The sequence below is a fragment of the Paraburkholderia sp. BL10I2N1 genome, from assembly GCF_004361815.1.
In the GTDB taxonomy this organism is placed as follows: domain Bacteria; phylum Pseudomonadota; class Gammaproteobacteria; order Burkholderiales; family Burkholderiaceae; genus Paraburkholderia.
On sequence record NZ_SNWA01000001.1, the window covers coordinates 3542717 to 3566045 of the forward strand.

Genomic DNA, 23329 nt, shown 5'->3' on the forward strand with positions numbered 1-23329 from the left:
AAAAAGGAGGCGCCAGTGGCATTCAATGCTCTTCTGGCGACCGAACCCGGCTCGAAAATTTCGACGAATGTGGTCGGGCTGAATTACAAATACCTGATGGCCGGTGACGTAATAGCGTTGGTGACTGTGTTTTCGAAGCTGAATCTCTTCGCATTGCGGACCTCAGGGCATGGGAGCACGCTTTGATTTGGCTAGATGAATTACGAACATAAAAGAGCGAAGGCGTCGGAAAAGCAATTCAGGAATAGACATAACAGTTGCTGGTTGCCTTCACACGGAGGGAGATGCTGCGATGACGACTTATACGGAGTTCTATCGGCGTTCGATCGAAGAACCAGATGCTTTCTGGGCCGAGCAGGCCTCATTGATCGATTGGGAAAAGACGTTCGAAAGAGTTCGCGACTATGGGTCGCCTCCATTCACGAGATGGTTTGTCGGAGGACTGACAAATCTCTGCCACAACGCAATTGATCGGCACCTAGCCAATCGTGCGAATCAAACCGCACTGATCTGGGTCTCTACTGAGACAGGGCAGGAAGAAACTTATAGCTTTAGTGACCTGCACGCGGAAGTGCAGACAATGGCTGCGATTATCTTGTCGCTAGGCGTGAAAAGGGGCGACCGGGTGTTGATCTACATGCCCATGATCCCGCAGGCTGTTTTTGCGATGTTGGCCTGCGCCCGTATCGGCGCCGTCCATTCGGTTGTATTTGGTGGATTTGCCAGTTCAAGCCTGGCCAGTCGCGTCGAAGACGCCAAGCCCACACTGATTGTCAGCGCCGATGCTGGATGCCGTGCCGGGAAGGTCATTCCATATAAGCCACTACTGGATGAGGCCCTTGAACTTGTTTCGACACGGCCTGCCAAGGTTCTCATCGTCGACCGGGGACTCGCGCCGACTCCTATGCGCGCTCATAGAGACGAGTCTTACATCCCCTTGAGGCAGGAATTTCTTGGCGCCTCTGTCGCTTGCGAATGGTTAGAGTCCAGTTCTCCGAGCTACACGTTATATACCAGCGGCACAACAGGTACCCCGAAAGCCGTTCAACGGGACACTGGCGGATACTGCGTCGCGCTCGCGGCCAGCATGAAGCACATTTTTTGCGGCTCTCCCGGTGAGACGTTCTTCACAACGAGCGATATCGGTTGGGTGGTCGGCCACAGCTATATCGTTTATGGTCCTCTTATCGCGGGCATGGCAACCCTGCTCTACGAGGGACTGCCCACACGCCCGGACCCTGGCATCTGGTGGAGGCTTGTCGAGAAGTACAAGGTGACTACCATGTTTAGCTCACCGACAGCCATCCGAGTGATGAAGCAACATGAAAATGAGTCGCTTTTCGAGGCCGATCTGTCCAGCTTGCGAAGTTTGTATTTGGCCGGTGAACCTCTAGATGCGCCAACAGGGAAATGGATAAATGGTGCCTTACGTAAACCAATTATCGACAACTATTGGCAGACCGAGTCTGGGTGGCCAATCCTTGCACTCGCGAATGGCGTCGAGAGCGCGGATAGTAAATTCGGGTCGCCTGGGCTACCAATGTACGGGTTTTCTGTACGCCTGATTGACGATGAAACGAGTGAGGAGATAACGGTCCCAAATCGAAAAGGCATTCTCATCATCGATGGGCCGCTTCCGCCCGGGTGCATTCAGACGATTGCGAACGACGATGAGCGTTTTGTGAAAACCTACTGGTCCAAGGTTCGTGGACGGTATGTCTATTCAACGTTCGATTGGGGCGTCCGGGACGAAGACGGCTATTACTTCATCCTTGGGCGCGCCGATGATGTCATCAACGTAGCCGGCCATCGGCTCGGCACGCGGGAGATAGAAGAGAGTATTTCTGGCCACCCGAACGTCGCCGAGGCAGCCGTTGTCGGAGTTGCCGACTCCTTGAAAGGGCAGGTCGCTGTTGCATTTATAACGGTGAAGGATCGAAGTGCTGTCGCTACCAATGAGGGCGCGTCCGCGCAGAAACACGAGATTCTGAAACTTGTCGAGCTCCGCCTCGGCGCTATAGCGCGCCCCGCACGGGTTCTTTTCGTTCCAGCTCTGCCAAAGACGCGATCAGGCAAGTTACTGCGCCGAGCGATTCAGGCAATCTGCGAGGGCCGGGAGCCAGGAAACATCACGACTATCGAAGACCCATCTGTACTGGAAGCAATTGCAGAGTCGGTCATTCCAACGTAAGCGGCTCGCACCGGCCGTTATAGATGGTAAGTGTGTGAGACAGCAAAGTGGTGCCCATCATTGCTGATCTGATGGGCACCCCCTTTGTCATAGTTTGAAGAGAAGAAGCCGGGCACCAAACGGGCCGCCAGAATCACGCGCGGAAGCTTCGTAAGGGATTGGCGGCAGCAGCTTGCGAACCGGGCGTATCAGTCGCGAAGCTGGCCCGGGAGAATGTCACAACGCGAAGATGCTGTTCAGCTGGCGAAAATATCTGGCCGAGCAGCAAGCCCGGTCTGCTGGGCTCATTCCGGTCGTATGGTAAGTGACACGGCGACGGAGGCCGTTGTATCAACTCCAGTAGAACCGCGAGCGCAAGAGAGGAACCTGCACATCATCAATATCATGACAATGGATGGAGACACGAATGCAACTCAAAGATAAAGTAGCAGTTATCACCGGCGGAGACAGTGGAATAGGGCTAGCCTGCGCGCGTCTATTCCTTGCAGAGGGTGCCGACGTTGCGATCATCAGCAACAATTCTGAAACCCTCAGCGCTGCACAAAATCAGCTTGGTGCCAACGTAATGGCAATTCAGGCAGACGTCACGATCCCCAAGACCCTCGGCGCTGCGTTTGCAGAGGTTGGTGATCGGTTTGGCCATATCGATGTCCTGTTTGCAGGCGCTGGCGTTGCATCGACTACCCCTCTGGACGGCGCGTCCGTTGAGACTGTTGAGCGCGTCCTCACGATAAATATTGCGGGCAGCTTCTATACCGTACAGGCCGCCCTTCCTCACTTGCGCTCTGGCGCATCGATTATTCTCGTTGGCTCGGTCATGTCAACGATGGGATACGCCGGATTCGGTGTCTATGCCGCGAGTAAAGCCGGGATATCGGGGATGGCGCGCTCATTGGCTTCAGAGTTAACACCTAGAGGCATCCGCGTAAACACGCTGGTTCCAGGCGCTACGCGAACTCCAATCTGGAACAGCCTGGCGCAAACGGAAGCCCAGGTGCAGGAAATCGAGCAGGGATTGATCAGAAGCATCCCGATTGGCCGGCTCAATAACGCAGAGGAGGTGGCCCACGCCGCGCTCTTCCTGGCTTCCGATCGCTCAAGCAGCATGCGTGCGGCGGAGCTGGTTATCGACGGTGGTGCCACCGGTGCCCCCCAAGGCGCACCGGTATATCTAGCTTGAGTCACCCTCTTATGTGACTTTGAGGATTGACTAAAGGTATGTGTCGCAGGCGAAGTTCGGCTTATGTTCTCGCCTGCGATCGGCATCGCAACCGCGCGACTCCCGATAACTAGATAGTCGGCGAACCAGGGCCAAAATAAGGTCGATACTTACTTGCGCGGGAATGCGTGGGTTGCTTCCGTAAATGCCGATTTAAACGTACCGCATGTGGTGAGCCGCGCACACCAAAGATGCGTCGGAATTAATCAGCGTGCGCCCGAATTCATCTCTTTTTGCCGATCGTCGGCAGATCCGATGCATGGCGGCCTTTATCGAAATATCGGCACAAAGAAGCAAGCAGTATGGGTAATGACGTACTAATTAAGTATAACTAAATATGGAGATATAGGATGAGGCGGAATGTGACGCCCGGCTTGGGCGCTCTGATGGTATGCGCGAGCATGGCATTAAGTTCGGTTGCGTTTGCCACGGAAGGGGGAAGCGATAACATCGGCGAAGGTGCCGAGGCGTTTTTCGCCGGCGCGTTGCCGCCAGCTGGCCTGTACGGCATCTTGTATTACTCGCATTACCATGCGTCGCACTTCAACGATTCGCACGGCAACAATTCGGTGCCGGGGTTTAAGCTCGACGCCGACTTGCTGATTCCTCGCACCGTATATATGTCGAATCTGTCGTTGCTGGGCGGACGCTACGGGGCCTACGCGGTACTGCCCGTGGCACGGCTTTCTCTGAGTGCAGGCGGGATGCCATTCGACCGAACCAGTCTCGGCGACCTGCTCGTCAGTCCGGCATTGATCGCGTGGGGAACCGGCGCGCTTCGGACTGCGGCGGCCATTGAGTTCGTACTGCCCACTGGTCAGTACGACAAGAACGCGGTTCTGAACACCGGCAAGAATTATTATACGGCGCGGCCGGTGTTCGCCGTGTCGTGGTTGCCGAACGAGAGGGTAGAACTGTCCGCGAAGGTGACCTACAGCTTCAATTCGCCGAACACCGACACGAACTATCACTCAGGGAACCTGTTCCACTTTGACTACTCGGCGAGCTATGCGGTCACGCCAGCGGCGCGCGTAGGAATTTCTGGCTATTTCATCAAGCAGATGACGGACGATGTACAAAACGGTCAATCGGTAGCCAGAGACGGATTTCGTGGGCAGGTCTTCGCGATGGGTCCCGGCTTACGCTATCAGTTCAGCAAGGTCAGCGTCGAGGCACGCGTCGTGAAGGAGTTTTTCGTGCGGAATCGTCCGGCCGGGGAGGCGGTTTGGGCGAAGATGGTAGTGGCATTTTGACGGAAAAGAGCGATGTACAGGCTTGCGTATTACATAAGCATATGGAGACTTCGATGACGAATGCCAACTCAGAAACAACACGCGACAGCGCGCCGCAGGCCTCGCCGAACCCGGAGTTCGACTTCGACTGGGCGATCGTCGGGTCCGGATTCGGCGGAAGCGTCGCCGCTCTCCGGCTGACCGAGAAGGGGTACCGGGTGGGCGTGATCGAACGCGGACGTCGCTACGAGGACAGTGATCTACCCACTTCGACAAACGAGATCGAAAAGTTCGTCTGGGCTCCGGAGCAAGGGCTCTACGGCATCCTCCGAGATGTCGCGTACCAACATGTCGAGACCGCCTCGCAGACGGGCGTAGGAGGTGGGAGCCTCATGTACGGGGGCGTGCTCTTCCGTGCGCAGAAGGGGTTCTACAACGCCCCCCAGTGGCGAGGCCTCGAGTCCTGGGAGGCGGCGCTCGACCCGCACTACGCCAAGGCGGAGTTCATGCTCGGCGTGCGGGAATCCCCGTGGGACTCGGTCTCGATCCAGCTGACCAAGCGCATCGGCGAGCACTTCGGGGTCTCCGACGGATTCAGGCTTGCGCCGACCGGCGTGTTCTTCGGCGAACCCGGCAAGACAGTGGATGATCCCTACTTCGGCGGCGAAGGACCTGCGCGGACCGGATGCAGACGTTGCGGCGATTGCATGATCGGATGCCGCACGGGCGCCGCGAACAGGCTGACGAAGAACTATCTCTGGTTCGCGGAGAAGCGGGGCGCCCGGATCATTCCGGAGCAGGAGGTCATCGACGTCCGGCCCCTCGGCGCAGCCGACGGCGCAGACGGGTACCGGCTGGTCGTAGAGCAGCGCAGCCCCGACGGGTCCCGCGCCCGCACTGAGTACACCGCTCGCGGCGTCGTCTTCGCCGGCGGAGCTATCGCAACCAACGAACTGCTCGCAGACTGCAAGTACCGTGGATCACTACCGCGGATCAGCGACAGACTCGGCCACCTGGTCCGCACGAACAGCGAGACCTTCCTCAGCGTCCAGTTCCCCCGGGATCTCGAGGCATGGCGCGACGTGACAGCGCCCAGCCGATTGATCTTCGACGGGGACACCCAGGTCGAACTCCTTACCGTCGGGAAGCATGCCGACGCATGGCAGGGCAAGTTCACCGTCCTCACAGGCAAGGGGAACATCCTCGTCCGTCGCGTCAAGTGGTTGACGAACGTCATCCTTCACCCGAGACGGTGGAAGGCAACCAAGCAATCCGAGGGCTGGAGCGCCCGATCACTGGCGATGCTCGTCATGCAGCCTCGCGACAACGCGGTCCGGTTACGCGCGCAGAAGCGCAGCACCGGCACCGGCTACACGCTAGTCAGCGAGATCGATAAGTCCCGTCCCGCCCCGACATTCCTCTCTGTCGGGCACAAGGTCGCTAAGTGGCTCGCCGAGGAAACGGGTGGGGTTGCGGGCAGCACCCTGACCGAAGCCTTCCGCAACGCCCCGTGGACGGCGCACATCCTCGGCGGGGCGGTCATCGGCTCGAACGCGACCACCGGCGTCATCGACGCGGAGCTGAAAGTGTTCGGTTACAAGAACATGATCGTCTGCGACGCCGCCGCGCTGCCCGCGAATCCCGGGGTCAACCCCGCGCTCACGATCACCGCGCTCGCCGAATACGCGATGGATCGGCTCCCACGCGCACCCGCGACGACGCCAGAGCCTGTGGAGGGGTGACGCTACACCGCCGAGCGCGAACCGGGCAAGAACCGGAAGGCGGGCCCCGGCACGAGCTCGCGCATGGGAAATTCAAGCGCCCTCCATCGGGGCCGGCCCGAGACCGAGCCAAGACCTGCGCAGAGAGCACGAAGTGCCCTGAGCCGGGCCCGCCAGCCGCCGCCCGGGCCTGTGCCACCAGTTCCCGGCCGGCTCTCGGCATAGCTTTACCAACTTGCCTTACCGGGGCGAACTTCAGGATAAGCGGCTATCGCTCAGAAACCAGTCGACGGGTTTTGGGTGAGCTCAGTGAATCGGCGCCACGCGGCAAAGCGTTCGCAGAGTCGTTTGCGATACGACGAAGTTCGCAGCAGATGTCTTTCGAGCGCGAAGTGCCCCAGAAATACCTGCGTGCGTTTGCGCTCACGCTCACGAAGGCCCCGCATGCGGCGCTCGCGTTCACACGTAGGCTGATGACTGTTTTCTGCCCGGTTGTTTCACCGGGCAGCCGCCTTTGCGAACACATGCTTGACGTTAGCCAGTTGGGGAATCTCCGCCTTTGCGGCTAGGTAGAAATTTCTTGCCAGTTGGCGCCGGCGCACAGATATGAGGCACGGGACCGATCTCACGCCTCATACGGATTGGACGAGTGCTAAAACTTGTATCCGACGGATACAAACGAAATGATGGGATTAACCTTGAGCTTCGCACTGCTGGTCACGGTACCCAGCTTCGACTGCGTTGTCAGCGTTGCCCGGACGGACAGCCACATATACGAAAGCGAGGCATCAACCGACCAATGTTGGGTAATGTTGTAGGTCAAGCCTGCGTTGATCACGGGTGCAAACGAGTGGCTCAGCTTGACGCTAGTCGGCCCCTCGAGAGCGGTCCCAAGGGTTGGCGAATATAAAAGCGCGCCGCTGGCCGCCGCGGGCTCAAGTTTCACGCCACTAAACCAGACGTAAGCTGCGCCTGCGGCAAGATACGGTCGAAGGTTACTCATGGCATCGTTGAAGTAGTACTTCAGCAATATTGTCGGGCTCCACTCATATGCTGAGCCCGCCCGAGAGCGCTGAGCGACCCGGTCCCTGCTAGTCGAAACTTGGGCGGAATGCCGCCTACCGCGGCGGTGGCGATGTGATCGGTAATAAAATATGTGGCGGCGAACCCGACCGTATCGGCATTGTCAACCGACGTGCCGGTGCCCGGCGCAGTGACGCTGGTACCAAGTGCGTTGATTGTGAGTGGTTCGCTGGAGTCCTGTGGCGCGAGATGGAACCAGCCTAAGTTCCCGACGAAATCTCCGGCGCTTTGCGCCTGGGCCGAAGTGCACGTTAGCAGTGCAGTGGCAACGGCAAAAATTCGTTTTTGCAACATCCTGTCTCCTCCGGTTTTACATTTATGGTGATGAGCTGAAACGGCAAAGCAACTGGGAGGTGGGACGCGAGGGCACTATCGAAGGCGTTCTGTCACGTCGCAAACGTCCTCAATAAAGCGGCCCCGACGCGAGCCGGCGGCAATTCGACTGCCTTCTGCGATGAAGCCTTCGCTCAGGGTGCCAAATAGCCCGCGATAGCACTCGATAACCTCATCCAGTGATTCGCACGCAGGCGGATCGTAGTGACGCACAATGCGGCGGGTTCCGGATTCTGTCGTGCGGTACACGGTGATCTGGTGATAGTTGCCCGCTGCGATCGCTTGCGCGATAGAGCGTCCCATTTTGACCATCATTGCCTCCTGTTTGGGGTTCAACGCTGACCAGCCTCTGATTCCAAGGCTGGTAGTCGAGGTTGTTTCTAGGGAGCTGGTGGCGCGTGTGGCTATCGCTCCCGTGTCGCGGAGTTGGTTGTTTCCGCGAACAGACGAGAAGTCGCCAAAGCCGGGGCGATGATCCGGGCGCGGAGCTTAGGACCGCAGAGAGCTGGCAACGGACACAGAACTGCGCATGCAGTGGGGCTGTGATGCCGTGAAGGGCCTCCTCGTTGGAAATGAACCGGGTCGAGCTTGATGCCGGCTGGGAAGTCGGGATCTACCTGCCGCCGGATCTCGGCGTAAGTGGCCAGCACGAAGAGACGCTGCTTTTCCGGACCGTGGTCGTGGCGGTTGTGAAGCGGCGATAGGACCCGGCTGTCGAGATAACCGTGCGCGCCGCGGATTTGCACGCCGCTGAAGCCGGCTTTCTTGCGGATGACTGCATTGCTTCCGAAGCGCTGGATGATGTCGTCAATCTCGGCGATATAGGCTTCGGGTGGGGTGCAGAAGTACGCTGCCATGTCGCCATCGAACGGGATGGACGATGGGAAGAGACTGCCGAGATTCAGGCCTTTCGGCGACTGCTTTCCAGGATGGTCGAGCCGAACGCGGATCACCACTCCATGGTTGGTTACGCCGCGCACCCACTGCCGCAACACAGGCAGATCCGCTTCATTCTCAATCACCACGTTGCTGGGTGCGCCCACCGCGCGACGATCGGTCGTCCCGCTCCCCGTGATGACAGATTCAACGCCCGTCGCGGACCAGCGCAGGTGCAGGCCGACGAGTTTCGATGTCGGACGATTGTCGTAGGTGCCCAGCGTCTCTTTCACGGACGCCTTGGCGAGCCGGGTTCGGCGTACGCTGCCGTTCGGCAGGCGCAGAGGCTGAATCAACGAATCTATGTCAAGCGGAGAGCATTTGCGCATGGTGCATACTCGGAAGCTTCGAGGAAGCGGGACACCTGCCGGCCAGTGTCGGAATCACCAGATGTCACGCGTGGGCACGTGCATGTGTATAAGTCTGATATCGAGGGCGGTCGAGATGTGCTATACGAATCGTATAGTAGTATGATTATACTAAATGTATAGTATGTTAAACCCACAACCGACTGCCGCGGGGCGAGCCTATATGAGCGCCGCTTGTCGCTCCGGCTCGGTAGATTACGGTCGAATCTTGTGATCCTGTGAATCAGGATGAATGCCGAAATGCTCGACGAACCTGCGCTCGATCCTTGGAATTATTGAAGTTCTGAACGAGGTAGGCACGACGTCGCGGACTTGGATCCCTTGCGACTCCCCGGCCAGACTGTTGCTTCGACGAAGTTGCGCGCCCGGGACGCCAGGGTGGCGCATGTCCACATCGGCGGTACCCCTAGATGGCGGCGACCGGGAATGCGTGCACCAATCTGCCCGCAATCACTTCACGACGAAAATTGCCAGATAGATGCAGTTGAGTTCGCCGCCGATGCCGACTGTCTCCAGGCCGTGGGCAGCAGCTTTTGCTCGGGCGGGTCGACGTGCTCGATGCCGGCATTGTTTGCCGGCAGATGGAGTCTTTCGTCATTGCCCTGCAATGAACCTGAAAGCGCCCGCGAGCGACGCAGCATCGCTAATATCCAGCGTCGGCGAAGCCGCCAACCTGGGCCACAGTTTCGCTTCGAGCGCGTTCAATGCGGCGGGCTGAATATACGGCTGATCACAATTCGCCACCAGGCGGCGGCAGAAGGGTACGCCGTTGTCCGCTCTCGCGCCGGTGGCAAGGCAAACCTGCTCACGCGCGCCACGCCCGATTCGCAGTGTGCGGATGCAGGTAGGGCGAGGTAACGCATCAGGGCTTGTATTCGAGAACCTTGAATACCTGCGTGAACGCTTGTCGGCTTCCATGCAGCAGGGTTGCGCGCCCCTCGCGGAGCGCATGCGCAGGTGTGACTTGACGCAGGGCCAGCGCCATGAACGTATCCATGTCGCACTGTATCTTGACGTCGGCGGGCTCTTCGCTGGGGCCGGAGCGGACCAGCACCTTCCCGTCGTTCACCGGGACATGGAAAACTTCTGCCCCCACATGGAACTCGTACAAGGCTTGCAAACCGGCGCTTGACGCCGGATCGCTCGAACCCGTCAAGCACAGTGCGATGAGTTCCGCACGGGCACTGGACGGATCGATGCGCTCATCGATCGGCAGGTGCAGACCCCAAAGCCCAAGCGCGATTACCGGTTTGCGCAATTGTTCGCCCAATTCCGTCAGTTCGTAAGCTGGCGCTGCGGCGGGCGCTGGCAACGTGGTCGGCTGGATGACATCGCTCTCCACCAGCATGGCCAGGCGCTCGGACAGCCGGTTTGCGCCCATGGCAGGCATGATCGCCAGCAGATCCTTGAACCGCTTCGGACCTAGCAGGAGTTCGCGGATCACGAGCAGCGTCCAACGATCGCCGAGGACGTCTAATGCCCGGGCCATTGGGCAAAGTTGACCGTAGGTTTTGTTTGGCATGTCACATTGTACAAGGCCCTGCTCAGGCGAAGCCGGGTGGAACACAACACTGGCGGACGAGGCGGGAAATCTGCCGCGCAAACCTGATAGTGATCAGGTGTGGCGGCGCCGCCTCGGGGGTTACCTTCATCAGTAGCACATCAAGCTCCCGGAAAAGTCGCGCCCAGCCATCGCGGATCTGCTGCCGGGCTGCGTTTGCTCGCCCAGCCATGACCGGAGACTTCGCGGGGGCAACCCGCACGGTGTATGCGCGGGTCCGTCCGGGAATTGGCAGATGAGCCATGCTATCGGCGCCGCAACAAAATGGGCATCCATCGTCGCGGTTACCGACGAAGAGGCGCCATACCCACGCGGCAGCCCGCTCGAACGGTGGCGGTGCCTCGAAGTCCTGCGATGTCAATGTCGTAACAGGGTCCATGCCTTTGCTTCCGATTTTAGGCTCGGAGTGCACACGTTTAACTATATCATTTATATAGTCTAGACACTATACAAAATGTATAGTGTAATGCGTAGTCATTGCCTGAGGCTCGCGCATCTTTAGCCTTCGACCCGGGCGGTTTCCGCCCGACCTTGCTCCCAGGCGAGCGCAGTGTGGTAGCGAGCCCGACTATATGAGGCCTTCGCATAAAGTCTATGGAGACCCGAATGAGCAGAAGACACTGGATCCAGTCGTACGGCTCGATTCCCCCCGAGATCGACGCCGATCGCTATCCGTCCGTGACTGCGCTGCTGAGGGACGCAATGTGCCGGTTCGCTGACAAACCAGCCTTCCGTGTCGGTGGACGGACACTGACGTATGCCGATGTCGACCACTTCTCGTCTGCGTTCGCCGCTTACCTGCAAAGGTGGTCGGCGTGAAAAAAGGCGATCGTGTCGCCGTGATGCTGCCGAACCTGCTGTCGTTCCCGATCGCCTTCATTGCCATTGCAAAAATCGGCGGCATCCAGGTCAACGTCAATCCGCTATACACGGCCCGGGAACTCGAGTATCAGCTTAACGACGCGGGCGCCGAAGTGATCGTGGTCCATAGCGCTTCAGCATCCACCTTTGCGCAAGTGACTGGCAAGACGCGCGTCAGGAAGATGATTACAGCCGGTCCCGACGACGGAGGCGCTGCGGCTCCGGGGCTCACGGTCGACGGGTTGCTGAGCGAATGGATCACGCTACAAGCTGCAATCGATCTGGGCGAGACGCTCGAATTCGAGTCGGTGACCGTGATTGGCAGTGATTTGCTCTTGCTGCAATACACCGGCGGCACGACCGGGCTTTCGAAAGGCGCCGCGTTGTCACACCGTAATCTGATCGCCAACATCGAACAGTTCAGGGCCTTGATGCCCGATACGCAGCGGCCCGGCGAGGAGGTTGTCGTGACCGCGATCCCGCTTTACCACATTTTCGCGCTCATGGTGAACTTCCTGACTTACTTCTCCGTGGGCGCCGAAAACTGGCTCGTGGCCAACCCGCGGGACACTGAGGCCTTCATCGATGTGCTGAAGGCCGCGCGGCCCACAGTGTTTTCCGGCGTCAACACGTTGTACGCGGGCCTGGCTGTCCACCCACGCCTGACGGAAGTGGACTGGTCGAGACTGAAGCTTTCCGTCGGCGGCGGGGCGGCGATGATTGACATCATCTCGGCGCGATGGAAGGCGGTGACGGGCAGCTTCATTCGCGAGGGCTACGGGTTGTCTGAGACTTCTCCGGTCGTTTCTTTTAACCCGCAGTTCGTTAGTGACTTCACGGGTAGCACGGGCCTGCCGGTGCCTTCCACCGATGTCAGGCTGCTGGACGACGAGGGCAGGGAGGTCGGTATCGGTGAGGCCGGCGAGATCCATGTCAAGGGGCCACAGGTGATGTCCGGGTACTGGGAAAAGCCCGAGGCAAACGCAAAAGCGTTCACCGCTGACGGCTACTTCCGCACGGGCGATATCGGCCTCTTCGACGACAAGGGTTTCCTGAAGATCGTTGACCGCAAAAAAGACATGATTATCGTCTCGGGCTTCAACGTTTACCCAAACGAAGTGGAAGCGGTCGCGACCACATTTCCCGGCGTCGCCGAATGCGCCTGCATTGGCGTGCCGGACGAAAAAACAGGCGAGGCGGTGAAACTGTTCGTCATCAGGAAGGACGGCGCCGAGGTGACCGGGGACGGTCTGCTCGCGCACTGTCGAGCCGGCATGGCCGCCTACAAGGTGCCCAGAATTATCCAATTCGTCGATGCACTTCCGAAATCAACCGTGGGAAAGATCCTTCGACGAGAACTCCGCAGCATTGTATGAGCGCCGCTTGGCGCGACAGTCGGGCTCTGAATTGTGACTACTAGAACCAGGAAAACGGAGACAAACCATGAACGTCTTGTACGCTGATGTGCGCGTGGAGAGCGCGACCGGTGCAGGCTCGAGGTGCCCGCAATGAGTGCTTCCCATGATTTCGACTACATCGTCATCGGCTCGGGCTTCGGCGGTAGCGTGTCGGCCTGCCGGCTGACCGAGAAGGGCTACTCGGTTGGCGTAATGGAGATGGGCCGGCGCTGGACGGTTGAGGATTTTCCCCGGACCAACTGGGACGCGCGGCGCTGGATGTGGAAACCTGGTCTGAAAATGTTCGGCTTCTACAACATGCGCATCTTTCGCCACGTGATGGTCCTGAGCGGCAACGCGGTCGGCGGCGGCTCCATCACCTACGCCAACGCCCTGCTGATTCCGCCCGACAGAGTGTGGGACGAGGGCTCCTGGGCTGGCCTGACGGACTGGAAGCGCGCCATGCCGCAGTACTACGCCATGGCGGAGAAAATGCTGGGCGTCACCGAGAACAGGATGCTGGGCGAGGCGGATCTTCGGCTCAAGAAGATGGCGGATTTGCAAGGCGTGGGCGACACGTACCACAGCGGCCGCGTCGCGACGTTCTTTGCTCCCAAAGGCGAGGCCGGCGGCAAGACTTATCCTGATCCCTACTTCGGCGGTGAAGGTCCGGAGCGCGGCACTTGCGTCGGTTGCGGTGGCTGCATGGTGGGTTGCAAGCACAACGCCAAGAACACACTCGACAAGAACTATCTTTACTTCGCGGAAAAACGTGGTGCACAGGTCTTTGCCGAAACCAGGGTGGTCGACGTGCGCCCGCTCAACGGCAAGGAAGACGGCAGTGACGGCTACGAGGTCTTCACCGAACGTTCAACTGCCTGGTTCGACAAGCAGCGGCGCAGTTTCCGCTGCCGCGGTGTCGTATTTGCCGCTTCTTCATTGGGCACGATGGAGTTGTTGTTCCGGCTCAAGCACAGCGGCTCCCTGCCGCGCATCAGCGACGACCTTGGCAAACGCGTGCGCACCAATGCCGAATCCCTGGTGGGTGTGCGCTTTCCAGCCAAAGACAAGAGCATGTCGCCCGGCGTGGCCGGCGGCGCCGGCGTCTATATCGACGAGCGCACGCACATCGGTGCAGTACGTTACCCGGAAGGCTCGGACGCGACGGGTCTGATGATGACCTTGCTGTGCGGCGGCCGTGCCGGATGGACGCGGATTTTCACGTGGCTATGGACCTTGCTGACCCATCCGCTCAAAGCGGCGCATGTGCACAACCCGTTCGGGTTTGCGCGCCAGACTGTCCTGTTCGTGGTGATGCAGACGGTGGATGCTTTTATCAACATGCAGTTCAAGCGCCGCTGGTACTGGCCGTTCAAAAAGCGGTTGTGCACCGAGGGCGGCCCGATTCCCACCTTCATCCCTGAAGCCAATGCGTTTGTTGAAAAGGGGGCAAAGGCACTGGGCGGCATTCCTACCACCTTATTGACCGAGATCCTGTTCAACATCCCCACCACGGCGCACTGCATGGGTGGGTGCGCGATGGCGGACTCTCCCGAACGAGGCGTCATGGATGTCCAGAACCGCGTCTTCGGTTATCAGAATCTGCTGGTCTGCGACGGCTCGATGCTCAGTTCCAACCTGGGCGTGAACCCCAGCCTGACCATCACCGCGCTGACCGAGCATGCGATGTCCCACATTTCGACGAAATCGTCCCTTGCAACCCTCCATCCGAGTGCTCTCCATGGCCAACCCGTCCTCATTTAACGCCAGCCCGCTGAGCCAGCCGTTGCGTTTGCCCAATGGCAGCATGCTCCGCAACCGTCTCGCCAAGTCGTCCATGAGCGAGACGCTGGGTACCTATGACAACCATGCGACGCCCAAGCTCGTCGAGTTGTACCGGCGTTGGGCCGCTTCCGGTGTCGGCTTGCTGCTGACCGGCAACGTCATGATCGACCGCCGTGCGCTCGGCGAGCCTGGCAATGTGGTAATCGAGGACGAGTCCGACATGCTCATCCTGAAGCAATGGGCTCGCGCGGCCACCGACCAGGGCGCGGCCCTGTGGGTGCAACTCAATCATCCCGGCAAACAGTCGCCCAAAGGGCTGAACGTCAGCAACCTGTCGCCGTCGGCCATTCCGTTTCGCGAGGACATGGCGGCGTTTTTCGAGACCCCGCGCGAAGCCACTACCGCAGAGATCCGCGACATTATCCGGCGCTTTGGGCGCAGCGCCGCCATCTGCAAGAGCGCCGGCTTCAGCGGCGTGCAGATCCACGGCGCCCACGGCTATCTGATCAACCAGTTCCTGTCGCCTCATCACAACCGGCGCACTGACGAATGGGGCGGCAGCCCTGAGCATCGGCGCCGCTTCCTGATGGAGGTCTACGCCGAAATCCGCCGCCGTGTCGGCAGCGATTTTCCAGTGGGCATCAAACTCAATTCGGCCGACTTTCAGCGCGGCGGCTTCACCGAGGAGGAGTCGATGGCCACCATTCACGCGCTTGCCGAGGCGGGCATCGATCTGATCGAGGTTTCCGGAGGCACCTACGAGGCGCCGGCCATGAGCGGCGCCTTCCAGCAGCCGCAAAAAGCCTCGACGGCAGCGCGTGAAGCCTACTTCCTGGAGTTCGCGGAGAAAGTCCGCGCGAAGAGCCCGGTGTTGCTGATGGTCACCGGCGGCTTCTGCACAGCTGACGGCATGAACGCCGCACTGCGTTCGGGTTCGCTCGACATCGTCGGCCTGGCGCGGCTGTTGGCGATCGACCCGGATGCGCCGGCTGCCTTGCTGCAAGGGCGCGACAGCCCGCAGCGCGTGCGGCCGATCAGCACGGGCATCAAACCGGTGGACCGCATGGGCATCATGGAGGTTCTTTGGTACACGCGGCAGCTCAGGCGCATTGCAGAGGGGGGCAATCCACGCCCCAAGGAAAGCGGCCTGATGGCCTTCCTCAAAAGTCTGGTGAATAGCAGTTGGGGCAACTATCGCACCAAGCGCATGCGGGCGTGATCGCTGACACGATCTTTCCACTATTACTGTCAAAAAAAAATGATCCAGGAGATCAATGCAATGCGTCGTCTACTGAAGGCAAGCGTCCTCGGACTCGCCCTGGCAGCAACCCTCGTTTCAGCGCCAGTGCAGGCGGCCGAAGTTTCGCCAGATAACGCGACGATGAGTTCGTCGCCGCTGAAACAGGAACTCGAGGTCAGCTGGAAAGATGCGCCAACGCAAACCATCACGGCAGGCGGAGTGGACTTCGCATATCGGGAACTTGGGAAATACCATGGCGGCACGCCGGTGGTCTTTCTTACCCACCTGGCCGCCGTGCTGGACAACTGGGATCCTCGGGTGGTGGACGGCATTGCGGCGGAGCATCATGTAGTTACGTTCGACAATCGGGGTGTTGGCGCTTCCAGTGGTTCACCATCGAATTCGATTGAACAGATGGCTGATGATGCCATCGCCTTCATCAAGGCCATGGGGTTCAAACAGGTAGATCTTTTTGGTTTCTCGATGGGCGGCATGGTCGCCCAGGAAATCGTGCTGAAGGAGCCGCAACTTGTCCGCAAGATTATTCTCGCGGGGACCGGTCCCGCTGGCGGGGAAGGCATCAGTGCCGTGACCGGCGTAACTTTCTACGACATGCTCCGAGGCTTCTTCACCGGCCAGGATCCGAAGCAGTATCTGTTCTTCACCCGTACGCCCAACGGTATCGACGCGGGCAAGGCTTTGAACGAGCGCTCGGAGGACCGTGACAAGAAAATCTCCGTGACCGCGTTTCTGGCTCAATTAGAGGCGATTCGCGCCTGGGGCCGGAAAGAGCCAGAGAACCTGTCGGTGGTGCAGAATCCGGTGTTCGTTGTCAACGGCGATAGCGATCGGATGGTCCCAAGCAAGAACTCGGAAGACCTGGCGCGGCGCCTGCCGAACAGCAACCTGATCATCTACCCTGATTCCGGCCATGGCGGGGTGTTTCAATTCTACGCCGACTTTGTGCCCAAGGCGCTAGAGTTCCTTGCGAAATAACCTTTGAAGAAACGCCCACCCGGGCGCGCGATCGTCGCAGGCAGCGTGCCGGAAGGACGAAGAGCACGTTTGAGGCAATAACCTCCTGGTTCGGCAGTTGGCACCGAACATGAGCATTTCATATTCATATTTAGCAATTTAATAAGGATTCCAACATGATCGATACGCACTTCACCGCGCCGACCCGCTTCGTGGAAGTCGATGGCGATAGATTTGCCTATCGCCGCTGGGGCAACACGAGGACGACTGACCAGCCGCCATTGTTTTTCCCCCAACACTTCCGCGGCGGAATGGATCATTGGGATCGGCTCATGACAGACGGCCTGGCGGCAGGGCCTGAGGTGATCCTTTATAACGGTCGCGGCATTGCAAATCCCGAATGCGCCAACCACACAAAGGGCAAGGAATCGGGGGAATTGGACGTTATTTCATCATCAGAAAGGTGCAGTAAGTTCCGTTTCCGGACTTTCAAAAGAACCAAAATTCACCTTGACTTTCAGGGACGCCGCCAAGGGTTTTTCGACTCTTTCGGCGAAGGAAGGTAAAGAGGCATTCCTTGTGACTCTGCATCAAGAAGATCTCGCAGTCAGTGGTGACTTTGCGGAGGTAATGTCATTCCAGGGACCGACGGATTATCTGAAATTGAAAAATATATGACAGAGTAGCGTAAAGGAATATTAAAGCGTGGCAATGGGAGTAGTCACAATATCCTGGATGCTTGTTGTAGAAATGCGCAGCCGATTCTTCTGATGGGGTGATCGATGGAGGAAATTTTGCCGAATCAAGCGGAAACTAGTGGCCTCACATATTCCGGGGAGCAGGCCGATATTTTTGAAAGGTGGGTTCACTATTTCGGGGCGACCGACCCACAGGAACTCGATCTCGGAATGCTAATGGCTATCCACGAATGGGTCATGGACGGTCTGGAGCCGAGAGATCAAAGGCAAGAACGATAGTCGGCCCCGCAGGGGGCATCGGCTGTCTGACGTTTCGTGCTCCATGAGCCCCATGCCTTCCAGTCGGCCGCCTGCGCCCGAGTCACTTCGGCGTGGCGGAGTTGTCGTTACCGTGATTGCGGGCAGATGCGCGCGCTGTCGCGGACGGGCTTAGTGACGCGAGAATCTTGTCGCGGCACACCGCCAGGATTTCGTCGGCCAGCGGGGAATCGTTCGGGCAGGCGCGCGACATGACAATGGCTCCGACCGCGTGCGCCAGTATGTCGAGGGACCTGGCTCGCACCTGGCCCGGATCGGCGCCGTCCAACTCAGTGCCCTCGGGGCTCAGCGCAGCCAGCAGGCTCTCAATGCCGGCCGCAAACGTGGCCCGAACCGCTTCCGGCTGACGCGCGGCATCCCCGCCCAGTGCGGCCATCGTGCAACCGGTCGCGCGGGTGTCACGGTGCTCGCGAGAAAGGTAATACCGCACAAACTCAGGCGCGTTTACGCCCGCACTCAACGCCACGGTCTGCGCGATGCCGCAGGCCGCCGATTCCGCCACCAGGTCGGCCTTGGAGCGGAACTGTTTGTAAAAGCCGCCATGGGTGAAGCCGGCGGCGGCCATCAGATCGGCAACGCCAACTCCATCGTAGCCACGCTCCCGAAACAGTTGGGACGACGTCTCGACCACGTGCTCCCGGTTGGCCTGTGCCTGTGCCTTGGTGATCTTCATTTCTTGACCACGGTGGGTTCATGTCTGCGAAGGCTCCATTATACATTGATGTCGACCGTCATCAAAACCTTGACAGGTTAGATTATGATCGTCATCATTGATCTCATTCCCAACTCCGGAAACTGACGCAACATGACCGACAAGACGCTTTTCGAGCCCTACGCCCTTGGCCGCCTGACACTCGCCAATCGCTTTGTCATGGCACCGCTGACCCGCAATCGCGCAGGCGCGGGGCTGGTGCCCAGCGAACTGGCCGCGACCTACTACGCCCAGCGCGCCTCGGCCGGCCTGATCATCACGGAGGCCACTCAGGTGTCAGCCCAGGCCCAGGGCTATCAGGACACCCCGGGCGTGTACACACTCGAGCAAATCGCCGGCTGGCGCAAGGTCACCGAGGCCGTGCATGCCAAGGGTGGACGCATCTTCGCGCAACTCTGGCACGTCGGCCGTGTTTCGCACGTCGATGTCCAGCCTGGCGGCGCTGCGCCGGTCGCGCCTTCGGCCATCCGCGCGGAGACGAAAACCTTCGTCAACAATGGCTTTGCCGACGTGTCGCAGCCACGCGCCCTCGAACTCGACGAATTGCCGGGCATCGTTGGCGACTTTCGTCGAGCCGCGGCCAATGCCATGGCAGCCGGCTTTGACGGCGTGGAGATCCACGGCGCCAACGGCTATCTGCTGGAGCAGTTCATCAAGGACGGTGCCAACCAGCGCACTGACGCCTACGGCGGCTCGATCGAGAATCGCGCGCGCCTGTTGCTGGAAGTCGTCGCTGCAGTGGTGGAAGAAATTGGTGCCGATCGCACCGGCGTGCGCATCTCGCCTGTGTCGCCGGCAAACGGCATCTCGACCAGCGATCCCCAGCCGCAGTACGACTACATCGCCGGGCAGCTCAGCGCGCTGGACATCGTCTACCTTCACGTGGTCGAGGGTGCGACCGGCGGCCCGCGCGATGTCGCACCGTTTGACTACGACGCGCTGCGGCAGCGGTTCAGGCAAACCTACCTGGCCAATAACGGCTACGACCTGGAACTCGCTACCGCCAGGCTCGACGAGGGCAAGGCAGACCTGTTCGCCTTCGGCCGCGCATTCATCAGCAACCCCGATCTGATCGAACGCCTGAAGACCGGCGCACCGCTGGCGCAGCCCGACTTCGCCACGCTCTATGGTGGCGGCGCTGCGGGCTACACCGACTACCCGACCATTGCCGCCTGAGGCGCGCGCTGCTTGCGTACGCGTCCGAACCACTCTTGCAAAGGAAATAACCCGTGACCTCGCTTCCGACTGTTCTCATCACCGGCGCCTCCTCCGGCATCGGCGCCACTTACGCCGAGCGCTTCGCCGGCCGCGGCCACGACCTCGTGCTGGTTGCACGCGACAAGGCGCGCCTCGATACGCTGGCCGCGCGCCTGCGTGAAGAACGCGGTGTGTCTGTCGAAGTGCTGCAGGCCGACCTGACCCAGCCTGGGGATCTGGCCGCGGTCGAGACTCGCCTGCGCGACGACGCTCGCATAGGCATCCTGATCAACAACGCCGGCATGGGTCAGTCGGGTGGCTTCGTGCAGCAGACCGCTGAGGGCATCGAACGCCTGATCACGCTCAACACCACGGCACTGACGCGGCTCGCAGCCGCGGTCGCTCCGCGCTTCGTGCAGTCGGGGACTGGCGCGATCGTCAACATCGGCTCGGTGGTGGGTTTCGCGCCCGAGCTCGGCATGTCGATCTACGGCGCCACCAAGGCCTTCGTGCTTTTCCTGTCGCAGGGATTGAACCTCGAGTTGTCGCCCAGCGGCGTCTACGTGCAGGCGGTGCTGCCGGCGGCGACCCGCACGGAGATCTGGGAGCGCGCCGGCGTCGACGTCAATACGCTTACCGAGGTGATGGAGGTCGGCGAACTGGTTGATGCGGCACTGGTCGGCTTCGATCGCCGCGAGCTGGTCACCATCCCGCCGCTGCACGTGGCCGCGCGCTGGGACGCGCTGGATGGCGCGCGTCAAGGGCTCCTGTCGGATATTCGACAAGCGCACGTGGCCGATCGCTATCGGCCGGAAGCTTGACCACTGCGGCTTCTCTCTTACTCGAAAGCCAGGCCATGCCTTATCGACGGACACTCCGGCACAGCCCTCAACAGGTAACCCGATGACTGACACCCATATCACCACGCCCACGCGCTTCGCGGATGTCGACGGTACGCGATTCGCCTACCGCCGCTGGGGTAACACCGATTCCTCGCAGCCGCCTTTACTGCTTCTGCAGCACTTTCGCGGCGGCATGGACCATTGGGACCCGTTGATGACCGACGGCCTTGCCGAAGGCCGCGAAGTCATTCTCTACAACGGTCGCGGCATTGCTTCGTCCGGCGGCCAGCCCCGCACCCGCATTGAGGACATGGCCGATGACGCGGCAGCCTTCGTTCGCACCCTGGGCTTGCCGCAGATCGATGTTCTGGGCTTCTCGCTGGGCGGTTTTCAGGCGCTGGATCTGACCTGGCGTCATCCCGAGTTGGTGCGCAAACTGATGCTGCTGGGCACCGGCCCACGTGGTGGCGACCCCGACATGGAGCCGCGCGTGCTGAGCACAGCGGTCAATCCCGTCCCCGTCTTCGAAGACTTTCTCTACCTGTTCTTCGGCCGGTCGGCGCATGCCGAGCAGGCCGCGAGGGAATTCTGGGAACGTCGCCATCGACGCGTCGACCAGGACCCCCCGTCTTCCCCAGAGGTCGCGAAAGCACAGATCGAGGCCAACATGCTGTATCTGCCAAGGCTCTCGGAAGACGATCCATTCGCCTACCTGCGTGGCATCCAGCAGCCCACGTTCATCCTCAACGGCGTCAACGACGTGATGATTCCGACGGTCAACTCGTTCTACATGGCCCGCAACCTGCCGAACGCCCAGTTGTTCATCTACGCGGACTCGGGCCACGCTGCGCAGTTCCAGCACCCGCAGCGTTTTCTTTATCACGTGGCGCGGTTTCTGAGCGAGTGACGACCACGCCACTCATCGCCCCGAAGTCACGATCCAGTATCCAAAGGCCCTCGCCATGCTCAAGTTTAAGTTCCTGCTGTGGATGTTCACCCAGCTCCTGAAACGACAGATCAGGAACAACTCCGACTGCGCGAAGTACGTCGCGGGCAAGACCTTGGTGTTTCAGATCCGCACGGTGTCCGGCGTCGGTCGCTACTACGTCATTCGCGATGGCGTCATCCGATCTATTGGGGGACTGACGGCGAACCCCCAGTTCACGCTCACTTTCAGAGATGCCGTCAAAGGCTTCGCGATCCTGTCGGCCAAGGAAAGCCAGGCGGCCTTCCTCAGGGGCCTGGGCAACAAGGATCTGATCATTAGCGGCGACTTTCGCGAAGTGATGTGGTTTCAGGGCCTGACGGCATTCCTGCAGCCTCCGAAAGTCGTTTCGCCTTACAACCGCACCGCGTTCTGAGCTGCCCATGAAACCAGATCTGCTGAACCAGCTGTTGCGCCTGCCCAATGGCAGTGTGCTGCGCAATCGGCTCGCCAAGGCGGCCATGAGCGAGACGCTGGGCACCTACGACAATCGTCCGACTCCGGACCTGGTGCAGTTGTACCGACGCTGGGCCGCCTCGGGGCTGGGACTGATCATGACGGGCAACGTGATGATCGACCGCCGCGCCCTGGGCGAGCCTGGCAATGTGGTGATCGAGGACGAAACTGACTTGCCTGCCCTTCGACAGTGGGCACAAGCGGCGACTGGGCGAGGGGCGGCCATCTGGGCACAGCTCAACCATCCGGGCAAGCAATCGACCAAGGGTTTAAACGCCTTCAACCTCGCGCCGTCGGCCGTTCCCTTCCGCGAGGACATGGCCGCGTTCTTCGAAACCCCGCGCGAAGCCACCACGTCCGAGATCCACGACATCGTCGAGCGCTTCGGCCGCAGCGCGGCGATCTGCAGGAAGGCCGGGTTCAGTGGTGTGCAGATCCACGGGGCGCACGGCTACCTGATCAGCCAGTTCCTGTCTCCGCATCACAACCGTCGGGAAGACGAATGGGGCGGAACTCCCGAGAAGCGGCGCCACTTTGTACTGGCCGTCTATTTGGAGATCCGCCGGCAAGTCGGTCCGGAATTCCCGGTGGGGATCAAGCTCAACTCGGCCGACTTCCAGCGAGGCGGCTTCACCGAGGAAGAATCGATCGAAACGATTCGCGCGTTGACCGACGCGGGCATTGACCTCATCGAGATCTCGGGCGGCACCTACGAGGCACCCGCGATGAGCGGTGCGATGCGAGAGTCGAAGAAGGTTTCCACCGTGGCCCGCGAAGCCTACTTTCTCGAATTTGCCGAGAAGGTGCGGGCCGCCGTAAAGGTGCCGCTGATGGTGACCGGCGGGTTCCGCTCGGCGGCCGGCATGAACGCAGCTCTGCGCTCTGGCGCGCTGGATGTGGTGGGCCTGGCGCGGCTGCTGGCGATCGATCCCGACGCACCAGCCGCCTTGCTGCACGGGCGCGATAGCCTGAGGCAGGTGCGCCCGATCAACACCGGCCTCAAGGCTGTCGATCGCATGGGAATCATGGAGGTGCTGTGGTACACGCGCCAGCTCAAGCGCATTGCAAGGGGTAGAGAGCCGCGTCCCGACGAGAGCGGACTGTCAGCGTTCGTGAGGTCTGCTTTCAATAGCGGCTGGGGCACCTTTCGCACGCGGCGCCTGCGGGCGCGGAATTGAGTGCCGAGGGCTGGCGATCTGAGACTCGCCACTGGTGAACG

Annotated in this window: 19 protein-coding genes and 3 pseudogenes; 15 read left to right on the plus strand and 7 right to left on the minus strand. The window is 60.2% G+C overall.

Annotation, left to right across the window (positions count from 1 at the left end):
- Positions 1 to 15: 15 nt before the first annotated feature.
- The 5 genes from B0G77_RS43230 (at position 16) to B0G77_RS16440 (ending at position 6384) form a co-directional block, all read left to right on the plus strand.
- Positions 16 to 186: a hypothetical protein gene (locus B0G77_RS43230; RefSeq protein ID WP_166656165.1), complete on the plus strand. Its 171-nt coding sequence runs from the start codon at positions 16 to 18 to the stop codon at positions 184 to 186.
- Positions 187 to 292: 106 nt separating this feature from the next.
- Positions 293 to 2191, plus strand: a complete 1899-nt coding sequence (locus B0G77_RS16425) for a propionate--CoA ligase (protein WP_133663069.1) — start codon at positions 293 to 295, stop codon at positions 2189 to 2191.
- A 406-nt stretch (positions 2192 to 2597) separates the two neighbouring features.
- Positions 2598 to 3371: an SDR family oxidoreductase gene (locus tag B0G77_RS16430; RefSeq protein ID WP_133663070.1), complete on the plus strand. Its 774-nt coding sequence runs from the start codon at positions 2598 to 2600 to the stop codon at positions 3369 to 3371.
- 440 nt (positions 3372 to 3811) lie between these two features.
- Entirely contained in the window at positions 3812 to 4663 is an 852-nt protein-coding gene (locus tag B0G77_RS16435; protein ID WP_243751018.1) for a transporter, read from the plus strand.
- A gap of 53 nt (positions 4664 to 4716) precedes the next feature.
- Positions 4717 to 6384, plus strand: coding sequence for a GMC family oxidoreductase (locus tag B0G77_RS16440; RefSeq protein ID WP_133663072.1), 1668 nt, complete (start codon positions 4717 to 4719; stop codon positions 6382 to 6384).
- Between the two features lie 254 nt (positions 6385 to 6638).
- Here the strand turns inward: B0G77_RS16440 and B0G77_RS16445 are convergent.
- From B0G77_RS16445 to B0G77_RS16465, 6 genes and pseudogenes are all read right to left on the minus strand, one after another.
- A pseudogene (locus tag B0G77_RS16445) lies at positions 6639 to 6935 on the minus strand (IS6 family transposase); the annotation flags it as partial.
- An 80-nt stretch (positions 6936 to 7015) separates the two neighbouring features.
- Positions 7016 to 7740, minus strand: a pseudogene (locus tag B0G77_RS16450) (OmpW family outer membrane protein).
- A gap of 75 nt (positions 7741 to 7815) precedes the next feature.
- Positions 7816 to 8115: a hypothetical protein gene (locus tag B0G77_RS16455; protein ID WP_133663073.1), complete on the minus strand. Its 300-nt coding sequence runs from the start codon at positions 8113 to 8115 to the stop codon at positions 7816 to 7818.
- A gap of 68 nt (positions 8116 to 8183) precedes the next feature.
- Positions 8184 to 9011, minus strand: a complete 828-nt coding sequence (locus tag B0G77_RS16460; protein ID WP_243751019.1) for a hypothetical protein — start codon at positions 9009 to 9011, stop codon at positions 8184 to 8186.
- Between the two features lie 527 nt (positions 9012 to 9538).
- A complete protein-coding gene (locus B0G77_RS43235) occupies positions 9539 to 9724 on the minus strand; it encodes a hypothetical protein (RefSeq protein ID WP_166656166.1) in 186 nt (61 codons plus the stop codon).
- Positions 9725 to 9945: 221 nt separating this feature from the next.
- Positions 9946 to 10650 carry a winged helix-turn-helix transcriptional regulator gene (locus tag B0G77_RS16465; protein WP_243751020.1) on the minus strand — a complete coding sequence of 235 codons (705 nt, stop codon included), beginning with the start codon at positions 10648 to 10650 and terminating at the stop codon, positions 9946 to 9948.
- 600 nt (positions 10651 to 11250) lie between these two features.
- Here B0G77_RS16465 and B0G77_RS16470 point away from each other — a divergent pair.
- The 5 genes and pseudogenes from B0G77_RS16470 (at position 11251) to B0G77_RS45540 (ending at position 17468) form a co-directional block, all read left to right on the plus strand.
- Positions 11251 to 12881: pseudogene (locus tag B0G77_RS16470) on the plus strand (AMP-binding protein).
- 132 nt (positions 12882 to 13013) lie between these two features.
- A complete protein-coding gene (locus B0G77_RS16475; protein WP_133663075.1) occupies positions 13014 to 14666 on the plus strand; it encodes a GMC family oxidoreductase in 1653 nt (550 codons plus the stop codon).
- A complete protein-coding gene (locus B0G77_RS16480) occupies positions 14644 to 15906 on the plus strand; it encodes an NADH:flavin oxidoreductase/NADH oxidase family protein (protein WP_133663076.1) in 1263 nt (420 codons plus the stop codon). The genes B0G77_RS16475 and B0G77_RS16480 overlap by 23 nt, the downstream gene beginning before the upstream one ends.
- Before the next feature lie 39 nt (positions 15907 to 15945).
- Positions 15946 to 16923 (plus strand): alpha/beta hydrolase, encoded by a 978-nt coding sequence (locus B0G77_RS16485; protein ID WP_243751021.1) that lies wholly within the window; start codon positions 15946 to 15948, stop codon positions 16921 to 16923.
- A 155-nt stretch (positions 16924 to 17078) separates the two neighbouring features.
- The gene (locus B0G77_RS45540) at positions 17079 to 17468 is read left to right on the plus strand and encodes a hypothetical protein (protein ID WP_347814163.1); all 390 of its coding nucleotides are present in this window, start codon (positions 17079 to 17081) and stop codon (positions 17466 to 17468) included.
- A 493-nt stretch (positions 17469 to 17961) separates the two neighbouring features.
- Here B0G77_RS45540 and B0G77_RS16495 read toward each other — a convergent pair whose 3' ends face one another.
- Positions 17962 to 18591 (minus strand): TetR family transcriptional regulator, encoded by a 630-nt coding sequence (locus B0G77_RS16495; protein WP_133663078.1) that lies wholly within the window; start codon positions 18589 to 18591, stop codon positions 17962 to 17964.
- A 132-nt stretch (positions 18592 to 18723) separates the two neighbouring features.
- Here B0G77_RS16495 and B0G77_RS16500 point away from each other — a divergent pair, with 132 nt between their 5' ends.
- From B0G77_RS16500 to B0G77_RS16520, 5 genes are all read left to right on the plus strand, one after another.
- Complete coding sequence (locus tag B0G77_RS16500; protein ID WP_133663079.1) at positions 18724 to 19806, plus strand: alkene reductase; 1083 nt, start codon at positions 18724 to 18726, stop codon at positions 19804 to 19806.
- A gap of 53 nt (positions 19807 to 19859) precedes the next feature.
- Entirely contained in the window at positions 19860 to 20648 is a 789-nt protein-coding gene (locus tag B0G77_RS16505) for an SDR family oxidoreductase (RefSeq protein ID WP_133663080.1), read from the plus strand.
- An 82-nt stretch (positions 20649 to 20730) separates the two neighbouring features.
- Positions 20731 to 21576 carry an alpha/beta hydrolase gene (locus B0G77_RS16510; RefSeq protein WP_133664177.1) on the plus strand — a complete coding sequence of 282 codons (846 nt, stop codon included), beginning with the start codon at positions 20731 to 20733 and terminating at the stop codon, positions 21574 to 21576.
- A gap of 55 nt (positions 21577 to 21631) precedes the next feature.
- Positions 21632 to 22030, plus strand: coding sequence for a helicase (locus B0G77_RS16515; protein ID WP_133663081.1), 399 nt, complete (start codon positions 21632 to 21634; stop codon positions 22028 to 22030).
- A gap of 7 nt (positions 22031 to 22037) precedes the next feature.
- A complete protein-coding gene (locus B0G77_RS16520; RefSeq protein ID WP_133663082.1) occupies positions 22038 to 23288 on the plus strand; it encodes an NADH:flavin oxidoreductase/NADH oxidase family protein in 1251 nt (416 codons plus the stop codon).
- Positions 23289 to 23329 lie beyond the last annotated feature (41 nt).

What these genes read in the sequence shown, in the direction of transcription:
- B0G77_RS16425 (WP_133663069.1), top strand. Translation starts at nt 293, where the DNA reads ATGACGACTTATACGGAGTTCTATCGGCGTTCGATCGAAGAACCAGAT.
- B0G77_RS16430 (WP_133663070.1), top strand. Translation starts at nt 2,598, where the DNA reads ATGCAACTCAAAGATAAAGTAGCAGTTATCACCGGCGGAGACAGTGGA.
- B0G77_RS16435 (WP_243751018.1), top strand. Translation starts at nt 3,812, where the DNA reads ATGGCATTAAGTTCGGTTGCGTTTGCCACGGAAGGGGGAAGCGATAAC.
- B0G77_RS16440 (WP_133663072.1), top strand. Translation starts at nt 4,717, where the DNA reads ATGACGAATGCCAACTCAGAAACAACACGCGACAGCGCGCCGCAGGCC.
- B0G77_RS43235 (WP_166656166.1), bottom strand. Translation starts at nt 9,724, where the DNA reads ATGCTGCGTCGCTCGCGGGCGCTTTCAGGTTCATTGCAGGGCAATGAC.
- B0G77_RS16475 (WP_133663075.1), top strand. Translation starts at nt 13,014, where the DNA reads ATGAGTGCTTCCCATGATTTCGACTACATCGTCATCGGCTCGGGCTTC.
- B0G77_RS16480 (WP_133663076.1), top strand. Translation starts at nt 14,644, where the DNA reads ATGGCCAACCCGTCCTCATTTAACGCCAGCCCGCTGAGCCAGCCGTTG.
- B0G77_RS16485 (WP_243751021.1), top strand. Translation starts at nt 15,946, where the DNA reads ATGATCCAGGAGATCAATGCAATGCGTCGTCTACTGAAGGCAAGCGTC.
- B0G77_RS45540 (WP_347814163.1), top strand. Translation starts at nt 17,079, where the DNA reads ATGATCGATACGCACTTCACCGCGCCGACCCGCTTCGTGGAAGTCGAT.
- B0G77_RS16495 (WP_133663078.1), bottom strand. Translation starts at nt 18,591, where the DNA reads ATGAAGATCACCAAGGCACAGGCACAGGCCAACCGGGAGCACGTGGTC.
- B0G77_RS16500 (WP_133663079.1), top strand. Translation starts at nt 18,724, where the DNA reads ATGACCGACAAGACGCTTTTCGAGCCCTACGCCCTTGGCCGCCTGACA.
- B0G77_RS16510 (WP_133664177.1), top strand. Translation starts at nt 20,731, where the DNA reads ATGACTGACACCCATATCACCACGCCCACGCGCTTCGCGGATGTCGAC.
- B0G77_RS16515 (WP_133663081.1), top strand. Translation starts at nt 21,632, where the DNA reads ATGCTCAAGTTTAAGTTCCTGCTGTGGATGTTCACCCAGCTCCTGAAA.
- B0G77_RS16520 (WP_133663082.1), top strand. Translation starts at nt 22,038, where the DNA reads ATGAAACCAGATCTGCTGAACCAGCTGTTGCGCCTGCCCAATGGCAGT.